Source organism: Ralstonia sp. 1138, from assembly GCF_040544795.1.
GTDB lineage: Bacteria > Pseudomonadota > Gammaproteobacteria > Burkholderiales > Burkholderiaceae > Ralstonia > Ralstonia flatus.
Map to the genome: position 1 here is coordinate 374,161 of NZ_JBEPKQ010000003.1, position 18,069 is coordinate 392,229.

Genomic DNA, 18,069 nt, shown 5'->3' on the forward strand with positions numbered 1-18,069 from the left:
CCATGGAAACCCACATCAAGACGGTTGAATTCGAGCGCCCGGATATGCTTTCCGAGGCGCAATCCGGCGCAAGCTGCGTCGCCCACGCCTGGGCCAAGGTGCCGCCGGTGCTGTCGCGCGAGGAACGCGACGGCCTGAAAGCCCGCATCAAGCGCCTGCTCAAGGAGCGTGAGGCCGTGTTGGTTGCGCACTACTACGTTGACGCCGACCTGCAGGACCTGGCCGAAGAAACCGGTGGCTGCGTATCCGATTCGCTGGAAATGGCGCGCTTTGGCCGCGACCATTCGGCCAAGACATTGGTTGTGGCGGGCGTGCGCTTCATGGGCGAGACCGCCAAGATTCTGAGCCCCGAGAAGACCGTGCTGATGCCGGATCTTGACGCCACCTGCTCGTTGGATCTGGGTTGCCCGCCGGATGAATTCGCCGCCTTCTGCGATGCGCATCCGGATCGCACCGTGGTCGTCTATGCCAATACCAGCGCCGCAGTGAAGGCGCGCGCCGACTGGATGGTGACCTCGTCCATTGGCCTGAAGATCGTGCAGCACCTGCACGCCCAGGGAAAGAAGATCCTGTGGGCACCGGATCGTCATCTCGGCAGCTACATTCAGAAGCAGACCGGTGCCGACATGCTGATGTGGCAGGGCTCGTGCCTGGTGCACGACGAATTCAAGGGCGTCGAGCTTGACCTGCTGCGTGCCGAACACCCGAACGCGAAGATTCTCGTGCACCCGGAATCGCCGGAATCGGTGGTGGCGCAGGCTGATGTGGTGGGTTCGACTTCGCAACTGATTGCCGCGGCGCAGTCGTTGTCGGCGCAGGAATTCATCGTCGCGACCGACAACGGCATCCTGCACAAGATGCGGATGGCCGCCCCCGGCAAGCGCTTCATCGAGGCCCCGACGGCGGGTAACGCTGCCACGTGCAAGAGCTGCGCGCATTGCCCGTGGATGGCGATGAACGCGCTGACCAATCTGGCCGAGGTGCTGGAAACCGGTCGCAACGAGATTCACGTCGATCCGGCCATCGGGCGGCAAGCCGTGGTCTGCATCGACCGCATGCTCGACTTTGCCGCGCGCGAGAAAGCCGCGGTTCGCCCGCAAGGCGACCTGGCCGCCAACGCACAACTCTTTCAAGGAATCGGCCCGGCATGACGGCAACACAGATGAACACGACAAGTCCTGCCCCTTCGGCTGAGGCAATTTTCGATAGCTTTGGTCCGGCGCTGCGCGAGGCGTTGTCCGCCAACGTGGCCGCAGCCATTGCAGAGGACGTCGGCACGGGCGACCGCACCGGCTTGCTGATCCCCGCCGATCGCCATGCGCGGGCCCGCGTGATCGTGCGCGAGGACGCTGTGCTCTGCGGCACGCCCTGGTTTGACGCCTGCATGCGCGCCGTTGACCCGACGCTGCGTGTCACGTGGCGCCAGCACGAAGGCGATCGCATGGCGCCCGATTCCGTGGTGTGCGAGATCGAAGGCCCGGCGCGTTCGCTGTTGACGGCGGAACGCCCGTCGCTGAACTTCCTGCAGTTGCTGTCCGGTGTGGCGACGGCAACTTCGCGTTACGCCGCTGCCGTCGAAGGCACGCGTGCCCGCGTGCTCGATACGCGCAAGACGCTGCCGGGCTTGCGCCTGGCGCAGAAGTACGCCGTGCGAATCGGTGGCGGCGAGAATCAGCGTCTAGCCTTGTACGACGGCATCCTCATCAAGGAAAACCATATCGCGGCGGCAGGTGGTGTGACGGCCGCCCTGCGCGCGGCGCAGGCGTTGAATGCCGGCGTGACGATCCAGATTGAGGTGGAAACGCTCGCGCAGCTGGATGAAGCGCTGGCGGCCGGTGCCACCTCTGTGCTGCTCGACAACTTCGAGCCGGCTGCGATGCGCGAGGCTGTGCGGGTGACCGCGGGCAGGGCGCTGCTGGAGGTGTCCGGCGGCGTGAACATCGAGACGATCCGCACCTTTGCCGAGACGGGCGTGGACCGCATCTCCGTCGGTGCGCTCACGAAGGACGTGCGCGCAACCGACTTCTCTTTGCGGATCGTCGAGTAAGCCTAAGCCTCAGCGTTTCCGGGCGATCTGCCGATGGGTCGGCTGCATGACCGTCGGCAGCGCCTTGGGCAACGTTTCGGGGTAGTCGCGCGAGAAATGCAGGCCGCGGCTCTCATGCCGTGACAGCGCGCTGTCGACGATCAGCGAGGCAGCCTCGACGAGGTTGCGCAATTCCAGCAGATCGTGGCTCACGCGGAAGTTGGCGTAGTACTCCGTGATCTCTTCGCGCAACAGCGCAATGCGGTGCTGCGCCCGCTCCAGCCGCTTGTTCGTACGCACGATGCCGACGTAGTTCCACATCATGCGACGCAGTTCGTCCCAGTTGTGCGAGACGACGACTTCCTCATCGGGATCGGTCACGCGGCTTTCGTCCCATGCGGGAATTTGCACCGATGTGGGGTCCGAGGCCGGTTGCGCGAGGATGTCTTCCGCCGCGCCGCGTCCGATCACCATGCATTCGAGCAACGAATTGCTCGCCAGCCGGTTAGCGCCGTGCAGGCCGGTGTAAGCCGTCTCGCCGACGGCGTACAGGCCAGCGATGTCCGTGCGCCCAAGATGGTCGGTCACCACGCCGCCGCACGTGTAGTGCGCTGCCGGCACGACCGGAATCGGTTGGCGCGTGATGTCGATGCCCAGCTCCAGGCAGCGCGCCATGATGGTCGGGAAATGCTCCTGGAGGAACGCCGGGCTCTGATGGCTGATGTCCAGATAGACGCAGTCCAGGCCGCGCTTCTTCATCTCGAAGTCGATGGCGCGCGCGACGATATCGCGCGGCGCCAGCTCCGCTCGCTCATCGTGCGCAGGCATGAAGCGCGTGCCGTCGGGCAGGATCAGCTTGCCGCCTTCGCCGCGCACGGCTTCGGTAATCAGGAAGGACTTCGCGAACGGGTGGTACAGGCACGTGGGATGGAACTGGATGAACTCCATGTTCGCCACCCGGCAGCCTGCACGCCACGCCATGGCAATGCCGTCGCCGCTGGCCGTGTCCGGATTCGTCGTGTAGAGATAGACCTTGCCCGCACCGCCCGTGGCCATCACGGTTTGGCTCGCGGTAATCGTCTTGACGTGGCCCGACGCAATGTCGAGCGCGTACAGGCCATGGCAGCGCATGCCGGGCAGGCCCAGCTTCGCGTCGGTAATCAGGTCGATCGCGAAATGGTCTTCCAGCAGCGTGATGTTCGGGTGATTGCGCACCTTCTCGACCAGCGTCGTGACCACGGCATGGCCGGTAGCATCGGCGGCGTGGATGATGCGTCGATGGCGATGGCCGCCTTCACGCGTCAGGTGGAAGCCGAGTTCGGCCTGCTCGTCACGCGTAAAAGGCACGCCATGGCCGATCAACCATTCAATGGCCGAGCGCCCGTTCTCGACGATGTAGCGGGTCGCGGCTTCATCGCACAGGCCTGCCCCGGCAATGAGCGTGTCGTCGACGTGCTCGTCATGGCTGTCGCCCGAATCGAGCACCGCGGCAATGCCGCCCTGTGCCCAGTCGCTGGCGCCTTCCGGCAGGCTGCGTTTGCTGATGACGACCACGCGGCGGTGATCGGCTAGGTGCAGGGCGACGGTCAGGCCCGCCAAGCCGCTGCCAACAACGGCAACATCGAAATTCATGGAAGACGCGGGATGCGGTGCAGGCGCGGCTGGAGGTAACACAGTCGCGTGTCAATCGGAAAGAGAAGCAGTGTACACCGCAGCATGTGCCAAACAGCAGGCAACAAAAAACCCGCCTGAAAGCGGGTTTTTGCTGTCGGTCATGCCGACGGAAACAAGATGCGCAATCCGCGAGGATTACTTGATCTTGGTTTCCTTGTAAGCGACGTGCTTGCGGGCGACGGGATCGAACTTCATGATCTCCATCTTTTCCGGCTTGGTGCGCTTGTTCTTGGTGGTCGTGTAGAAATGACCCGTACCTGCGGTCGATTCCAGCTTGATCTTGTCGCGTCCGCCTTTGCTGGCCATGTTTAACTCCTAATTAGACTTCGCCGCGTGCGCGCAGATCCACGAGCACTTCGTCGATGCCTTTTTTATCGATCAGGCGCAGACCAGCGTTCGAGACGCGCAGGCTCACCCAGCGGTTTTCGGATTCGACCCAGAAGCGGCGATTCTGCAGGTTCGGCAGAAAACGGCGCTTGGTCTTGTTGTTTGCGTGGGAAACGTTATTGCCGACCATCGGCGCTTTCCCGGTCACTTGACAGACGCGTGCCATGGAGCACTCCTAACTAAATTCGTTGGCTACAGTTTGCGACCGGGCGCTGGGACCAAAACCAAGCGCAGCGCCACTGTAGAGGTGGGACTTCAGCGAAACGCGGATTATACACACAAAACCGCTGACAAATCAACGAGATCGATGGATTGCTGTTGGGCACCGTGCGATGCGGTGTCGGCACTACATTTTGCCGTGTTCCAGGAAGCCGTAGACGTGGCTGCGGCCGACGATCATGTGATCGAGGACGATCACGTCGAGCATGGCCAGCGCGCGGCGCAACTCGCGGGTGAGGGTGATATCCGATTCGCTGGGCTGCGTATCGCCCGTGGGGTGGTTGTGGGCCAGGATCACGGCGGCTGCATTGTGATGGAGGGCGCGCTTGGCGATCTCGCGAGGGTAGACGCGCGCTTCGGTCAGGGTGCCGCGAAAGAGCTCTTCCCAGGCGATCAGCCGGTGCCGTACATCTAGAAAGAAGCAGGCGAACACCTCGTGCGGGCGGTGCCCCAGGGTCAGGCGCAAGAAATCCTTCACGCTTTGAGGCGATTCAAAGGTCTGACCGTGCGCGAAGTCTTCTTTCAGTGCACGCCGGGCAACTTCCAGCAGCGCATGCAGTTGTGCGTATTTGGCCGGGCCCATGCCGTTGATCGAAGAGAACTCTTGTTGGGAGGCGTGGCACAGCCGCGCGAGCGACCCAAAGTGAGAAAGCAGTTCGCGGGCGAGGTCGACGGCGCTTTTGCCTGGCATGCCGACGCGCAGGAAGATGGCCAGCAGCTCCGCATCGGAGAGAGCGGCGGGGCCGTGGGCGAGCAGTTTCTCACGCGGCCGCTCGTGGGCGGGCCAGTCGACGATTGCCATAGGGTGACATGAGCGATGGAAAAGCCCTCGACCGCAGGAGTGCGGCGTACGTCGCGCCTGCGGCCGCGCGGAGGGCTGACGTACAATAACGGGTTACTTTTTGGTCAAGCAGGTTGAGCGTGCAAAATTTGGTGAACGAGGCGTCCGCGACGACGCCAGACGGCGCAGGCAAGGTGGTCGGTCCGGATTCATTTCTGACGCTGCACTATCGCATCGCGCTGGAAAACGACACGGACATCGTCACCACCTTCGACGACAAGCCGGCCACGCTGCTGCTCGGCCAAGGCCAGATGGCGCCCACGCTGGAGCAGGCGCTGCTCGGGATGCGCGAGGGCGAGCGCACGACGTTCCGCCTGGCGCCCGAGCATGCGTTCGGCCCGCGCAATCCGGAACTGCTGCAGCGTGTGTCGCTGGCCACGCTGCGCGAAAACTCTTCGTTCGAAGAGGATTACCAGCCGGGCGACCTGGTTGAGTTCAATGCGCCCAGCGGCGGTAAATATGCCGGCGTGCTGAAGGAAGTCGGCGAGACGTCGGCGCTGTTCGACTTCAACCACCCGCTGGCCGGCCAGACGATCGTGTTTGAAGTCCAGCTGATCGGCATTCTTTGATATGGGTAACCCTGTGAACGCCCCGCTCGACTCCATTGATCCGGTCACCCAGGCTGACGCCGAGGTTTTGCTGGCGCAGCCACGCGGCTTCTGTGCCGGCGTGGATCGCGCCATCGAAATCGTCGAGCGCGCCCTGGAGCTGTTTGGCGCGCCCATTTACGTGCGTCACGAGATCGTCCACAACGCCTATGTGGTGGGCGATCTGCGCAACAAGGGCGCGGTGTTCGTGCAGGAACTCGACGATGTGCCGGTGGGCGGCACGGTCATCTTCAGTGCGCACGGTGTGTCGCGGGCGGTGCGCGAGGCGGCCGAAGCGCGCGGCCTGCGTGTATTCGATGCGACGTGCCCGCTGGTGACGAAGGTGCACGTGGAAGTCTCGAAGATGCGTGCGCAAGGCTTCGAGATCATCATGATCGGGCACAAGGGCCATCCCGAGGTGGAAGGCACCATGGGCCAGGCCAACGACGGGATGCTGCTGGTCGAATCCGTCAATGACGTGGCGCATCTCGAGGTGAAAGACCCGACGCGCCTGGCCTACGTCACGCAAACCACGCTGTCGGTGGATGAGACCCAGGAAATCGTGGCCGCCATCAAGGCACGCTTCCCGGCGGTGCACGAGCCGAAGAAGCAGGACATCTGCTACGCGACGCAGAATCGGCAGGACGCCGTGAAGTTCATGGCGCCGCAGGTGGAAGTGGTGATCGTTGTTGGCAGCCCGAACAGCTCGAACTCGAATCGTCTGCGTGAGCTGGCCGAAAAGCTGGGTGTGCCTGCCTATATGGTGGATACGCCCGAACAGGTCAAGCCCGAGTGGGTGGCCGGCAAGCGTCGCGTCGGCCTGACCGCCGGTGCATCGGCGCCAGAAGAGTTGGCGCAATCGATCGTCGATCGGCTCAAGGCGCTGGGCGCGCGCACCGTGCGTCCGCTGGACGGGATCCAGGAAAACATGTCCTTCCCCCTTCCGAGGGGGCTTCAAATGAATTGAATGCGTTTATGTAAATGCCCACTTAAAAGCGCACAAAAACTGTGCGCCCTAATGCGGTGCATAAATCGCTTTTGATGATTCAACGGCCACTTCTTTCGGGAGTGGCCGTTTTGTTTTGTGCATTGCAGAAACCCCTTCAACGCCCGCGAAGCCTTGATTTACCGTGGAAATCGCCCGCCAAGCCGCCTGGATAGGGGGTTTCCCCTACTCTGGCACGGTTCTTGATATGGCTATGCGCCGTTCGCGAATGCCTGCGCGAAATGACGCCTGTTTGGGCATTGGGGAAAGCCCGTAAAGCGGCGTAGTTACTGTAAAAATCGTTGTTGCGACGCGTATTGCATCCGCAATAAAAGGGGATACAATTCGCGCGTTTCAAATTGAAACAATCGGCGCGGGGGGAGCGGCCGGGAGGCAGGACGCTCTTCTTGCTCTTGCGAGATCTAGGAGATCACTCATGCAAATTAAGTTTGCCAAAGTTCTGCCGCTTGCGGCTGCCGTGGCACTCGTAGCAGCTTGCGGTAAGAACGAGGAAAAGCCCGCAGACCAAGCTGCTGCACCTGCAGCAACGTCGGCTCCGGCTGCTGCTGCCGGTGGCGGCGAGACCGTCATCAAGATCGGTCACGCGGCTCCGCTCACGGGCGGTATTGCTCACCTTGGCAAAGACAACGAAAACGGTGCCCGCCTGGCCGTTGAAGAAGCCAACAAGGAAGGCCTGACCATCGACGGCAAGAAGATCAAGCTGGAACTGGTCGGTGAAGACGATGCAGGCGATCCGAAGACCGGCACCGCCGTGGCGCAGAAGCTGGTTGACGAGCACGTTGTTGCCGTCGTCGGCCACCTGAACTCGGGCGTTTCGATCCCGGCCTCGAAGATCTACAGCGACGCAGGCATCGTGCAGATCTCGCCGTCGTCGACCAACCCCGACTACACCAAGCAAGGCTTCAAGACGACCTACCGCGTGGTTGCAACCGACGCGCAACAAGGTCCGGCACTGGCGAACTACGCCGCCAAGACCCTGGGCGCCAAGACCGTGGCCATCGTTGACGATGCCACCGCCTACGGCAAGGGCCTGGCCGACGAGTTCGAGAAGACCGCGAAGGCAGGTGGCGTGAATGTCGTGGCGCGTGAGGCAACCAACGACAAGGCGACCGACTTCAAGGCCATTCTGACCAAGATCAAGGGCAAGAAGCCGGACGTGATCATGTACGGCGGCATGGACGCCACCGGTGGTCCGTTCGCCAAGCAAGCCAAGGAACTGGGCATCACGGCCAAGATCGTTGGCGGCGACGGCGTGTGTACCGACAAGGTGGCCGAACTGGCTGGCGACGCGATCGACAACATCGTCTGCTCGGAAGCAGGCCTGGCGCTGTCGAAGATGGAGAAGGGCGCAGACTTCGAGAAGAAGTACCAAGCGCGCTTCAACACGCCGGTGCAGATCTATGCACCGTTCACGTATGACGCCGTCAACGTGATCATCGACGCGATGAAGCGTGCCAACTCGACCGACGCTGCCAAGATCCTGGCTGCCATGCCGGCAACCAACTACAACGGCGTGATCGGCAACATCGCGTTCGACGACAAGGGTGACCTGAAGCAAGGCTCCATCACCCTGTACAACTACAAGGACAAGAAGAAGAGCGTTCTTGACGTTGTGAAGATGTAATCGAAGGGCTACCGCCCTGAAAACGGCACCGCGCCTACCCTAGCGGTGCCGTTTTTTATAGCCTCGCCAGTTACACAAGGCCCTCACCATGGGCGCGTTCGGCAGGCCGCTTACCAGCAACCTCACCTTACCCATCCGATTGATCGCATACCTTGCGGGCACGTCATCCCGTCGCCTACAACAAAGCAAGGCATAGCAGGAGCTGTTCTCATGGATATCTTTATCCAGCAGATCGTGAACGGTCTGGTGCTCGGCAGCATTTACGCGCTGATCGCACTTGGCTACACCATGGTCTACGGTATTCTCGGCATCATCAACTTCGCCCACGGCGATGTTCTGATGGTCGGTGCAATGTCTGCCCTGACTGCCATCAACTTCCTCCAGAAATATTTCCCCAATCTGCCTGACTGGCTCACGCTGGTGTTCGCATTGCTGTTTGCAATGCCGGTCTGCGCCATCGTTGCCTACACCATTGAACGTGTCGCTTACCGGCCGCTGCGCAATGCGCCGCGCCTGGCGCCGCTGATCACCGCCATCGGCGTGTCGATCGTGCTGCAGACGCTGGCGATGATGATCTGGTCGCGCAACCCGCTGACCTTCCCGCAACTGCTGCCCTCGAACCCGATCGATATCGGCTCCACGGGCGCGACCATTACGGGCAAGGAAATCGTCATCATCGTGGTGTCGATCCTGGTCATGGTCGGGCTGATCCTGCTGGTCAACCGCACCAAGCTCGGCCGTGCCATGCGCGCGACCGCCGAGAACCAGCGTGTGGCGGGCCTGATGGGCGTCAACCCGAACTTCGTGATCTCCGCCACGTTCATGATCGGTGCTGCCATGGCAGCGGTTGCCGGCGTGATGATGGCGACCAACTACGGCAACGCCCACTTCTACATGGGCTTCATCCCCGGCCTGAAGGCGTTTACCGCTGCAGTGCTGGGCGGCATCGGCAACCTGGCTGGCGCCATGGTCGGCGGCATGCTGCTGGGCCTGATCGAAGCACTGGGTGCCGGTTATATCGGCGATCTGACTGGCGGTGTGTTCGGTTCGAACTACCAGGATGTGTTCGCATTCATCGTGCTGATTGGCGTGCTGCTGTTCCGCCCGTCCGGCATCATGGGTGAACGCGTTGCGGACCGCGCATAAGAAGGGGAGCGCCATGACAGAAAATTTCAAAGCGCCGATGAAGACGCGCGCCGCGTTGTACGGCTTCCTGATCCTTGCGATCTTCGCGCCGTTCATCGTGGGAGCCGCAGGTGGCAACTACTGGGTGCGCGTGCTGGACTTCGCACTGCTGTACATCATGCTGGCCCTGGGCCTGAACATCGTGGTGGGCTTTGCCGGCCTGCTCGACTTGGGCTACATCGCGTTCTACGCGGTCGGTGCCTACATGATGGCGTTGCTGGGTTCGCCGCACCTGACCAACCAGTTCGAGTGGATCCACAACCTGTTCCCCAATGGGCTGCACCTCATCGTCTGGTGGGTGATTCCGCTGGGTGCCGGGCTGGCGGCGCTGTTCGGCATTCTGCTGGGCACGCCGGTGCTGAAGCTGCGCGGTGACTACCTCGCCATCGTGACGCTGGGCTTTGGTGAAATCATCCGGATCTTCATGAACAACCTCGACCGCCCGGTGAACATCACCAACGGTCCGAAGGGCATCAACCTGATCGAGCCGGTCAAGATCTTCGGGTTCGACTTTTCGAAGCGCCACGATTTCTTCGGCATCCGCTTCGACTCGGTCTACATGTACTACTACCTGTTCGTGATCCTGGCCGCGATCATCATCATCGTGTGCCTGCGGTTGCAGAACTCGCGTATCGGTCGTGCATGGGTGGCGCTGCGTGAAGATGAAATCGCCGCCAAGGCGATGGGCATCAACACGCGCAACATCAAGCTGCTGGCCTTTGCGATGGGTGCGTCGTTCGGTGGTGTGTCGGGTGCGATGTTCGCGTCGTTCCAGGGCTTCGTGTCGCCGGAATCGTTCGTGCTGTGGGAGTCGATCTACATCCTGGCGATCGTGGTGCTGGGTGGTATGGGGCATATCCCGGGCGTGATCCTGGGCGGCATTCTGCTGGTCGGTTTCCAGGAGTTGCTGCGTGCGCTGGCCGAGCCGGTGCAGAACAAGCTGTTCGGCCATGTGATCGTGGAAGCGGAAGTGCTTCGTCAGCTGCTGTTCGGCCTGGCGATGGTGGTGGTGATGCTGTATCGCCCTGCGGGCCTGTGGCCCTCGCCGCGCAAGGAAGACCGTCCGCAAAAGCAGCGGGCTGGTGGACTGTCCCGTATCTGATGGAGGCACGCACATGAGCAACAACAACGTCCTCCTCTCGATCCGAGGAGTGCAGAAGCGTTTCGGCGGCCTGCAAGCGCTGTCCGACGTGAGCCTGGAAATTCGCGAAGGCGAAATCTACGGTCTGATCGGCCCGAACGGCGCCGGCAAGACCACGTTCTTCAATGTCATCACGGGGCTGTACACGCCGGACGCGGGCGAGTTCGTGCTGGGCGGTACGCCCTACCAGCCGACCGCCGTGCATGAAGTGGCCAAGGCTGGCATTGCGCGCACGTTCCAGAACATCCGCCTGTTTGGCGACATGACCGCGGCGGAAAACGTCATGGTCGGCCGCCACGTCCGCACCAAGGCCGGCCTGATCGGCGCGGTGTTCCGCACCAAGGCGGCACGCGAAGAAGAGCAGTCGATCGAAGACTGGGCGCACGACCTGCTGGACTATGTCGGTATCGGCAAGTACGCCAACTACACGGCGCGCAACCTGTCGTACGGTCACCAGCGTCGTCTGGAAATCGCCCGTGCCCTGGCCACGCAGCCCAAGCTGCTGGCCCTGGACGAGCCGGCCGCCGGCATGAACGCCACGGAAAAGGTGGAACTCCGCGGCCTGCTCGACAAGATCCGTTCCGACGGCAAGACCATCCTGCTGATCGAGCACGATGTGAAGCTGGTGATGGGCCTGTGCAACCGCCTGACCGTGCTCGATTACGGCAAGGTGATCGCACAAGGCCTGCCGCAGGAAGTGCAGAGCAACCCGGCCGTGATCGAGGCCTACCTCGGCGCATCGGCGCACTGATGCGGAGGAACGGAACAATGAAACCAGTAATGTTGAAGATCGACAGCCTGAAGGTCGCTTACGGCGGCATCCAGGCGGTCAAGGGCGTGGATCTGGAGATTCGCGAAGGTGAGCTGGTCACGCTGATCGGTGCCAACGGCGCCGGCAAGACGACCACCATGAAGGCCATCACCGGCCTGCAGGGCTGGGCCGGCGGTGATGTGCAGTATCTGGGCAAGTCCATCAAGGGCGTGCCGAGCTACAACCTGCTCAAGCAGGGTCTGGCGATGGTGCCGGAAGGCCGCGGCGTGTTCGCGCGCATGACCATCGTCGAGAACCTGCAGATGGGTGCCTTCACGCGCAACGACGAGGCCAACATCAAGGCCGACATCGACCGCATGTTCGGCATCTTCCCGCGCCTGAAGGAACGTGCAAACCAGCTGGCCGGCACGATGTCGGGCGGCGAGCAGCAGATGCTGGCCATGGCGCGTGCGCTGATGAGCCAACCGAAGCTGCTGTTGCTGGACGAGCCGTCGATGGGTCTCTCGCCGATCATGGTGGAGAAGATCTTCGAGGTCGTGCGCGACATCTCGGCGCAAGGCGTGACCGTGCTGCTCGTTGAGCAGAACGCGCGTCTGGCGTTGCAGGCTGCGCACCGCGGCTACGTGATGGACTCCGGTCTCATCACCATGAGCGGCGATGCCAAGCAGATGCTCGACGACCCGAAGGTGCGTGCCGCCTACTTGGGCGAATAAGCACCATCAAGCACCATCAGCATCATGAAGAAGCCCCGCAATTGCGGGGCTTTTTCTTTGCGTGTGCCCGACGTTTCAGGGCGACGTTGCTGTGTAGATGTTCGGCCGATGCAATTGCATGAAGCCGATGCCCTCGGGCACATCGGTAAAGCCATGCTTGCGATAGAGCCAGTCGGCGCCCGTTGTCACCAGCACTGTGCGGCGCAGCGTCTGCAGGTCAGGATGCTCGCGCAGGAATTCCATCAGCACGTGCGAGACGCCTTTTCCGCGCCACGCCGGCAGCACGAACACGTCGCACAGATACGCAAACGTCGCGCGGTCGGTGATGACCCGCGCAAAGCCCACGAGGTCGCCATGCGAGTCATCGTCGTTCCGACGATAGGCGGCGAAGCACAGCGAGTTCGCGACCGATCGGTCGAACACCTCTCGCGGCAGACCGCGGGCCCAATGCGTTTCCTGCGAAAGGAACTGGTAGATCTGGTCCAGCGGAAGCCACGCGGAATCATCGGACAAAACGATCCCCGTGGCCGGAACTTCTCGCGTCACGGCCATGGCAAACCTCAGAGTGGGAACAGGGGTAAGGCGATGCAGGGCGACGCATTGCGCGCCGCCCCAGGGTATGCGGTGCGCCTTAGGCGTGTGCCTTCAGCAGCGTGCGCAGCATGCCGATCATCGTGTCGATTTCTTCAGTCGTCACGTTCAGCGCGGGCATGAAGCGCAGGATGTTCGGACGCGGGGCGTTCAGCAGCAGGCCCGTCGGGTTCATCTCGCGTGCCGCTTCGACGAGTTGGCCGCCGATGTCCTTGCCGAGCAGCAGCGCGCGCAGCAGACCGTTACCGCGCTCGCCGGCCAGGCCGAACTCTTCGCTCAGCTTGAGCAGTTGCGTGCGCAGATAGGCGCCGCGTTCTTCCACGCCAGCCAGAAAGCCCGGCGCCAGCAGTTGCTCGATCACCGAGCAGCCGACGGCCGTCATCAGCGGGTTGCCGTTGTAGGTGCCGCCCTGGTCACCGGCTTCGAAGCTCGCCACTTCATCGGTGCACAGCAGGGCCGACAGCGGCACGCCGCCGCCGATGCCCTTGCCCAGCGTCATGATGTCCGGCTCGATGTTCGAGAGCTGGTAGGCGAAGAGCGTGCCGCAGCGGCCGCAACCGGCTTGCACTTCATCGACGATCAACAGGATCTTGTGCTTCTTGGTCAGCGCGCGCAGTTGCTGCATGAATTCCGGCGTGGCCGGCAGCACGCCGCCTTCGCCTTGCACCGGCTCCAGCATCACGCCGACCGTCTCGTCGGTGATGAGCGCTTCGACCGAGGCGATGTCGTTCAGGATGGCCTTCGGGAAGCCCGGCACCTGCGGGGCGAAGATGGTGTCCCAGCCTGCCTTGCCGGATGCGCTCATGGTGGCGAGCGTGCGGCCGTGGAAGCTGTGGTCGAACGTGATGATCTGGAAGGCGCCGTTCTTATGCTTCTTGCCCCACTTGCGGGCGAGCTTGATGGCGCCTTCGTTGGCTTCGGCGCCGCTGTTCGCGAAGAACACCTTGTCAAAGCAGCTGTGCGCCGTGAGCAGACCGGCCAGCTTGGCCATCGGCTCGTTGTAGAACGCCGGGCTCGGGTTGATCAGCTTGCGAGCCTGCGCGTTCAGCGCTTCGATCATGCCGTCGTTGGAGTGGCCGAGGCAGTTGACGGCCCAGCCTTGCACGAAGTCCAGGTATCGCTTGCCGTTGTGGTCCGTCAGCCACGAGCCCTTGCCTTCGGTGAAGACGATCTCGGGCCGGTTGGTGATGTACATCAGGGACTGGACGGGGTAGTCAGCAAACGCCATGGCAAAGCTCCAGAAAAAGGCGGCAGGAAGATGAAAAACCGAAAAAACGCGCGTTGGAAAAAGACAAAGGCCACGGGGGGCGCCCCGTGGCCTTGTGATCGTCGAATCCTGTGAACCCGATATGCAATCAGCAGACAGCCGCGTGGCTTCCCGGAGGGAGCAACGTACGGCGGCGTCGGAGGTGCAGGGCTTGGTTCATAAGGCGCAAGAATAAGACGGATGCCAAGTCAAGTCAAAACGAAATTTTGGCCTTCTTTGGATTTGTGCAACGTCAGCCGGCCGGATGGAGATCGGCCTCCGAGGTGAACGAATCGGCGAAGAATGCGTCCGGATGCATTCCGCACTGGGCAGCGAAGTCCGCGCGGGCGGAGTTGATCACCACCGGCGCGCCGCAGGCGTAGACCTCGTGCCCCGACAGATCGGGGTAGTCGGCCATCACCGCCTGGTGAACGAAACCGGTGCGGCCCGTCCAGGCGTCTTCGGGCAGGGCGTTGGAGACGACCGGCACGTACGTGAAGTTCGGCAGCGTGCGCGCCCATTCTTCGGCCTTGGCGTGCATGTACAGGTCTTGCGGGCGGCGGCCGCCCCAGTACAGCGTCATCGGGCGCGTGCTGCCGATGAACTGGGCATGCTCGATGATTGCCTTGATGGGCGCAAAGCCGGTGCCCGAGGCCAGCAGGATGATCGGCTTGTCGGATTCTTCACGCAGGAAGAAGCTGCCCAGCGGACCTTCGAAGCGCAGGATGTCGCGCTCCTTCATGGCCGGGGCGCCTTCCTTGGCGCCAAACACGTAGTCGGTAAACGCGCCGCCCGGCATGTGGCGGATGTGCAGCTCGATCGGGCCGTCGTCGTGCGGCGGGTTGGCGATCGAGTAGCTGCGGCGCTTGCCGTCGCGCAGGAGAAATTCCACGTACTGCCCGGCCAGAAATTGCATACGCTCGGTGGCAGGCAGTTGCAGCTTGACGATGGTGACGTCCGGCGCGGCCTTCTCCAGCGACGCGACGCGGCATGGGATCTTCTTGATGGGGACATCGCCGGCGCCGTGCACTTCGCGCACTTCGATGGTGACGTCCGTGGCAGGCGTGGCGCAGCAGAACAGCGCGCGGCCTTCGGTGGCCTCCTGGGCGGTCAGCGCGTTGGGCGAGTGGTTGCCCTGAACGATGGAGCCCTCGCGCACTTGGCCCTTGCACGAGCCGCACGCGCCGTTCTTGCAGCCGTACGGCAGGCCGATGCCCTGGCGCAGCGCTGCTGCAAGGATGGTCTCGCCGTCTTCGGCCTGGAACTGGCGGCCGCTGGGCAGCACGTTGATCTGGTAAGCCATCTACAATCCGAATATGTTGAAAAGAGTGTCTGGTCGCCCTGATGGGCATGCAATCGTGGTCAATCCGGCAGCACGTCCGATGGTGAATCAGTCAGTCGCTCGGCCATCCAATCCTGCACCACGCCTGGGACGCCCGCGCGTGCTGATCGTCGGCTGCGGCGATGTCGGGCAGCGCTGCCTGACGTTGCTGCGCTCGCGTTTTCGCGTCTTTGCCGTCACCTCGCGCCTTGAAGGCCGCGCTTCGTTGCGCGAAGCGGGTGCCGTGCCGATTGTCGCCAACCTGGACGATGCCGCGTCGCTGCAACGGCTGCGAGGGTTGAGCCCCCGCGTGCTGCATCTGGCACCGCCGCCCGCAGTTGGCAACGATGATCCGCGTACCGCCGCGCTCCTGCATACGCTGGCGCAACCATCCCCGAATTCCACCGCCACAAAACGTCGCATTTTACCCGAGCGGGCGCACAAGTCCGGTGGCCTCACTGGCCGCTTGAAAACCCGCCTCCAAGCGCGCGCGTTTGTCTATGCCAGCACCAGCGGCGTCTACGGTGATGCGGGAGGCGCCTGGGTGGACGAAGCCCGGCCCGTGAAGCCCACCACGGCGCGTGCGCAGCGCCGGGTCGCCGCCGAGCGCCGCGTGCGCTGGTTCGGCGCGGGCGGCGGCTGGCGCACGTCGATCCTGCGCATTCCCGGCATTTATGCGGCGGACCGGCTGCCCGTCGCGCGGCTCCAGCGCGGTACGCCCGCCCTGCGCGCGGAGGATGACGTTTACACCAACCACATTCACGCTGACGACCTCGCGCGCGCCGTCATTGCCGCGCTGTTCCGGGGCCGGCCACAGCGCGTCGTGCACGCCAGCGACGCCTCTGAGTTGCGCATGGGCGATTACTTCGACGCCGTGGCCGATGCGCGCGGCTTGCAGCGGCCGCCGCGCATTTCGCGCGCCGAGGCGATCCAGCAGATCGAGCCGGCGCTGCTGTCGTTCATGAGCGAATCGCGCCGGCTGCGCAACACCCGGCTTGCGCGTGAGCTGCGGGTGGCGCTGCGCTACCCGACGGTCGCGGATTTCCTGGGCAGCGAGGCCTGACATGAAGGCGCCGGCGCCCGCCCCAACGTCGTCGCATGGCGCCCGGCTGCGCATTGCGCGATGGGCGCTTTGGCTGTCTGCGGCGCTGGTGGGCGTGGGTGTCTCGTGGTTTGCCGCCTGCTTCGTGGCCGATTCGATGAGCGCGCGCGACGTGCAGCAGATGGTGGATGCGCGGCGCCAGTTGGCCGCCCAGGTGGCGGAGGGGATGTCGAGCCAGATCACGGCGGACGTGGCCCTGCTGCGCGCGCTGCCGCAGACGCTTGCGCAGATCGACGCCATCCCGCGCGCGGTGCAGCGCGTCGACACCCGGCGCTGGAACCTGATGGACCAGGGCTCGCGTGCGCAACAGGCGATGTCGCATCCCGAAGTGGTCGACATCGACGCATTCCTGAACGCCACCGCCGGCAATCTCGGGCTGGACTACGTGTGGGTCGTGAACCAGAACAATTACGTGGTGCTGGCCAACAACGCCGGTCGTGCCGATTCGTTCGTCGGCGTGCAGTCGAGCATGCAGCCGTACATGAAGGAGGCGATGCTGGGCGGCCTGGGCGAGCAGTTCACGGTGGGCCGGGTGACGGGCGTGCCGGGCCTGTTCTTCGCCGCGCCGGTGTATGACGCGGGTGGATACCTGATCGCGGTGATGGGCACCAAGGTGAGCCTCGCGCGGTTGCAGCACTGGGTATCGCACCCGACCTCGCTGGTGACCGATCCGAATGGGCTGATCATTCTGTCGACCGATGCGTCGCTGGTGGGCAAGATCCTGCCGGATGCGCGCCTGCAGCGCATGGGCGCCAGCGACCGGTACAACGCCTACCAGCGCGTCGACTTCGAACCGTGGCCCTATCAGCCGACCGCGAAGGCGCATCCCGACGTGCCGAGCTGGGTGCCGCCCGAGGTGCGCGATACGCTGGCCTGGCGCGAGGGCAGCGCGATGCCATCGCTGACCGTGTCGCGCAATGCGAGCGCAGACCTCACCGTCGTCGTGGCCGAGCCGCTGCCGGCGTGGGGGCAGCAGATCGCCAACCATGCGCGCAATCGGATGATCGGGTTCGTGCTGTTCGTGAGCGTGCTGGCTACGTTCGTGCTGGTGGCGTGGTCGTTGGTGCGCGAGCGGCAGCACCACCGCGTGACGCGCCATCTGAACCAGCGGCTGCAGCGCACCAACAGCGCACTTGCCAACGAGGCGCATTTCGACCATCTGACAGGTGTGCTGACGCGCCGGCGCTTCCTGGCGCTGTTCGACACGGTGCTTGCGCGTGCCCACAATCGCGCCGAACCACTCGTGCTGGTGCTGGCCGATCTGGATCACTTCAAGCGGATCAACGACACATGGGGCCACGCTGTGGGCGACATGGCGCTGCAGCGCTTTGCGTCGCTTGCCACGGGCGTGCTGCGCAGCAGTGACCTGGTTGGGCGGTTGGGCGGAGAGGAATTCGCCATGGTGATGGGCCGCACCACGCTGGAAACCGCCACCGAGGTGGCCGAGCGCTTGCGCACCGCGGTGGCCGAGAGCGACGAAAGTTTCCCGACCGGGCTCTCGATGACGGTCAGCATGGGCATGACGGTCTGCCGGCCGGGCGATACCGCGTCGGAAATGCTCAAGCGCGCTGATCTCGCGCTGTATCGCGCCAAGGAAAGCGGGCGCAACCGGCACGTGGCCGGCTGAGGGCTGA

At 63.5% G+C, this 18,069-nt stretch carries 18 protein-coding genes; 11 read left to right on the forward strand and 7 right to left on the reverse strand.

Annotated features, from left to right (window positions below; genetic code table 11):
• Nucleotides 1-2 precede the first annotated feature (2 nt).
• Nucleotides 3-1,151, forward strand: a complete 1,149-nt coding sequence (gene nadA / locus ABIC76_RS14625; RefSeq protein ID WP_354534410.1) for a quinolinate synthase NadA — start codon at nucleotides 3-5, stop codon at nucleotides 1,149-1,151.
• Complete coding sequence (gene nadC / locus ABIC76_RS14630; protein ID WP_354534411.1) at nucleotides 1,148-2,047, forward strand: carboxylating nicotinate-nucleotide diphosphorylase; 900 nt, start codon at nucleotides 1,148-1,150, stop codon at nucleotides 2,045-2,047. The genes nadA and nadC overlap by 4 nt, the downstream gene beginning before the upstream one ends.
• A gap of 9 nt (nucleotides 2,048-2,056) precedes the next feature.
• Here nadC and nadB read toward each other — a convergent pair whose 3' ends face one another.
• From nadB to radC, 4 genes are all read right to left on the reverse strand, one after another.
• Nucleotides 2,057-3,658, reverse strand: a complete 1,602-nt coding sequence (gene nadB, locus ABIC76_RS14635) for an L-aspartate oxidase (RefSeq protein ID WP_102066646.1) — start codon at nucleotides 3,656-3,658, stop codon at nucleotides 2,057-2,059.
• 177 nt (nucleotides 3,659-3,835) lie between these two features.
• Complete coding sequence (gene rpmG, locus ABIC76_RS14640) at nucleotides 3,836-4,006, reverse strand: 50S ribosomal protein L33 (protein ID WP_003262397.1); 171 nt, start codon at nucleotides 4,004-4,006, stop codon at nucleotides 3,836-3,838.
• Between the two features lie 13 nt (nucleotides 4,007-4,019).
• Nucleotides 4,020-4,253 carry a 50S ribosomal protein L28 gene (gene rpmB, locus ABIC76_RS14645; RefSeq protein WP_004631999.1) on the reverse strand — a complete coding sequence of 78 codons (234 nt, stop codon included), beginning with the start codon at nucleotides 4,251-4,253 and terminating at the stop codon, nucleotides 4,020-4,022.
• Between the two features lie 180 nt (nucleotides 4,254-4,433).
• A complete protein-coding gene (gene radC / locus ABIC76_RS14650) occupies nucleotides 4,434-5,108 on the reverse strand; it encodes a RadC family protein (RefSeq protein WP_027680736.1) in 675 nt (224 codons plus the stop codon).
• A 119-nt stretch (nucleotides 5,109-5,227) separates the two neighbouring features.
• Here radC and ABIC76_RS14655 point away from each other — a divergent pair, with 119 nt between their 5' ends.
• The 7 genes from ABIC76_RS14655 (at nucleotide 5,228) to ABIC76_RS14685 (ending at nucleotide 12,175) form a co-directional block, all read left to right on the forward strand.
• Nucleotides 5,228-5,716 carry an FKBP-type peptidyl-prolyl cis-trans isomerase gene (locus tag ABIC76_RS14655; RefSeq protein ID WP_027680737.1) on the forward strand — a complete coding sequence of 163 codons (489 nt, stop codon included), beginning with the start codon at nucleotides 5,228-5,230 and terminating at the stop codon, nucleotides 5,714-5,716.
• A gap of 1 nt (nucleotide 5,717) precedes the next feature.
• Nucleotides 5,718-6,701, forward strand: a complete 984-nt coding sequence (gene ispH / locus ABIC76_RS14660; RefSeq protein WP_354534412.1) for a 4-hydroxy-3-methylbut-2-enyl diphosphate reductase — start codon at nucleotides 5,718-5,720, stop codon at nucleotides 6,699-6,701.
• 454 nt (nucleotides 6,702-7,155) lie between these two features.
• Entirely contained in the window at nucleotides 7,156-8,364 is a 1,209-nt protein-coding gene (locus ABIC76_RS14665; RefSeq protein ID WP_027680739.1) for a branched-chain amino acid ABC transporter substrate-binding protein, read from the forward strand.
• A 210-nt stretch (nucleotides 8,365-8,574) separates the two neighbouring features.
• A complete protein-coding gene (locus ABIC76_RS14670) occupies nucleotides 8,575-9,510 on the forward strand; it encodes a branched-chain amino acid ABC transporter permease (protein WP_027680740.1) in 936 nt (311 codons plus the stop codon).
• Nucleotides 9,511-9,523: 13 nt separating this feature from the next.
• The gene (locus ABIC76_RS14675) at nucleotides 9,524-10,651 is read left to right on the forward strand and encodes an ABC transporter permease subunit (protein ID WP_027680741.1); all 1,128 of its coding nucleotides are present in this window, start codon (nucleotides 9,524-9,526) and stop codon (nucleotides 10,649-10,651) included.
• A gap of 13 nt (nucleotides 10,652-10,664) precedes the next feature.
• Nucleotides 10,665-11,441, forward strand: coding sequence for an ABC transporter ATP-binding protein (locus ABIC76_RS14680; protein WP_004632013.1), 777 nt, complete (start codon nucleotides 10,665-10,667; stop codon nucleotides 11,439-11,441).
• A gap of 17 nt (nucleotides 11,442-11,458) precedes the next feature.
• Nucleotides 11,459-12,175: an ABC transporter ATP-binding protein gene (locus ABIC76_RS14685; protein WP_009241298.1), complete on the forward strand. Its 717-nt coding sequence runs from the start codon at nucleotides 11,459-11,461 to the stop codon at nucleotides 12,173-12,175.
• A 75-nt stretch (nucleotides 12,176-12,250) separates the two neighbouring features.
• On the opposite strand, the gene ABIC76_RS14690 is transcribed toward ABIC76_RS14685, so the two are convergent.
• The 3 genes from ABIC76_RS14690 to ABIC76_RS14700 all read right to left on the reverse strand — a co-directional run bounded on the left by ABIC76_RS14690 (nucleotide 12,251) and on the right by ABIC76_RS14700 (nucleotide 15,315).
• On the reverse strand, nucleotides 12,251-12,727 hold the full coding sequence (locus tag ABIC76_RS14690) for a GNAT family N-acetyltransferase (RefSeq protein ID WP_354534413.1): 477 nt from the start codon (nucleotides 12,725-12,727) through the stop codon (nucleotides 12,251-12,253).
• Between the two features lie 79 nt (nucleotides 12,728-12,806).
• Entirely contained in the window at nucleotides 12,807-13,994 is a 1,188-nt protein-coding gene (locus tag ABIC76_RS14695; protein WP_004632019.1) for an acetylornithine transaminase, read from the reverse strand.
• A gap of 271 nt (nucleotides 13,995-14,265) precedes the next feature.
• Complete coding sequence (locus ABIC76_RS14700; RefSeq protein ID WP_354534414.1) at nucleotides 14,266-15,315, reverse strand: CDP-6-deoxy-delta-3,4-glucoseen reductase; 1,050 nt, start codon at nucleotides 15,313-15,315, stop codon at nucleotides 14,266-14,268.
• 79 nt (nucleotides 15,316-15,394) lie between these two features.
• Here ABIC76_RS14700 and ABIC76_RS14705 point away from each other — a divergent pair, with 79 nt between their 5' ends.
• Nucleotides 15,395-16,396 carry an NAD-dependent epimerase/dehydratase family protein gene (locus ABIC76_RS14705; RefSeq protein ID WP_354534415.1) on the forward strand — a complete coding sequence of 334 codons (1,002 nt, stop codon included), beginning with the start codon at nucleotides 15,395-15,397 and terminating at the stop codon, nucleotides 16,394-16,396.
• 1 nt (nucleotide 16,397) lies between these two features.
• Entirely contained in the window at nucleotides 16,398-18,062 is a 1,665-nt protein-coding gene (locus tag ABIC76_RS14710; protein WP_354534416.1) for a sensor domain-containing diguanylate cyclase, read from the forward strand.
• Nucleotides 18,063-18,069: the final 7 nt, after the last annotated feature.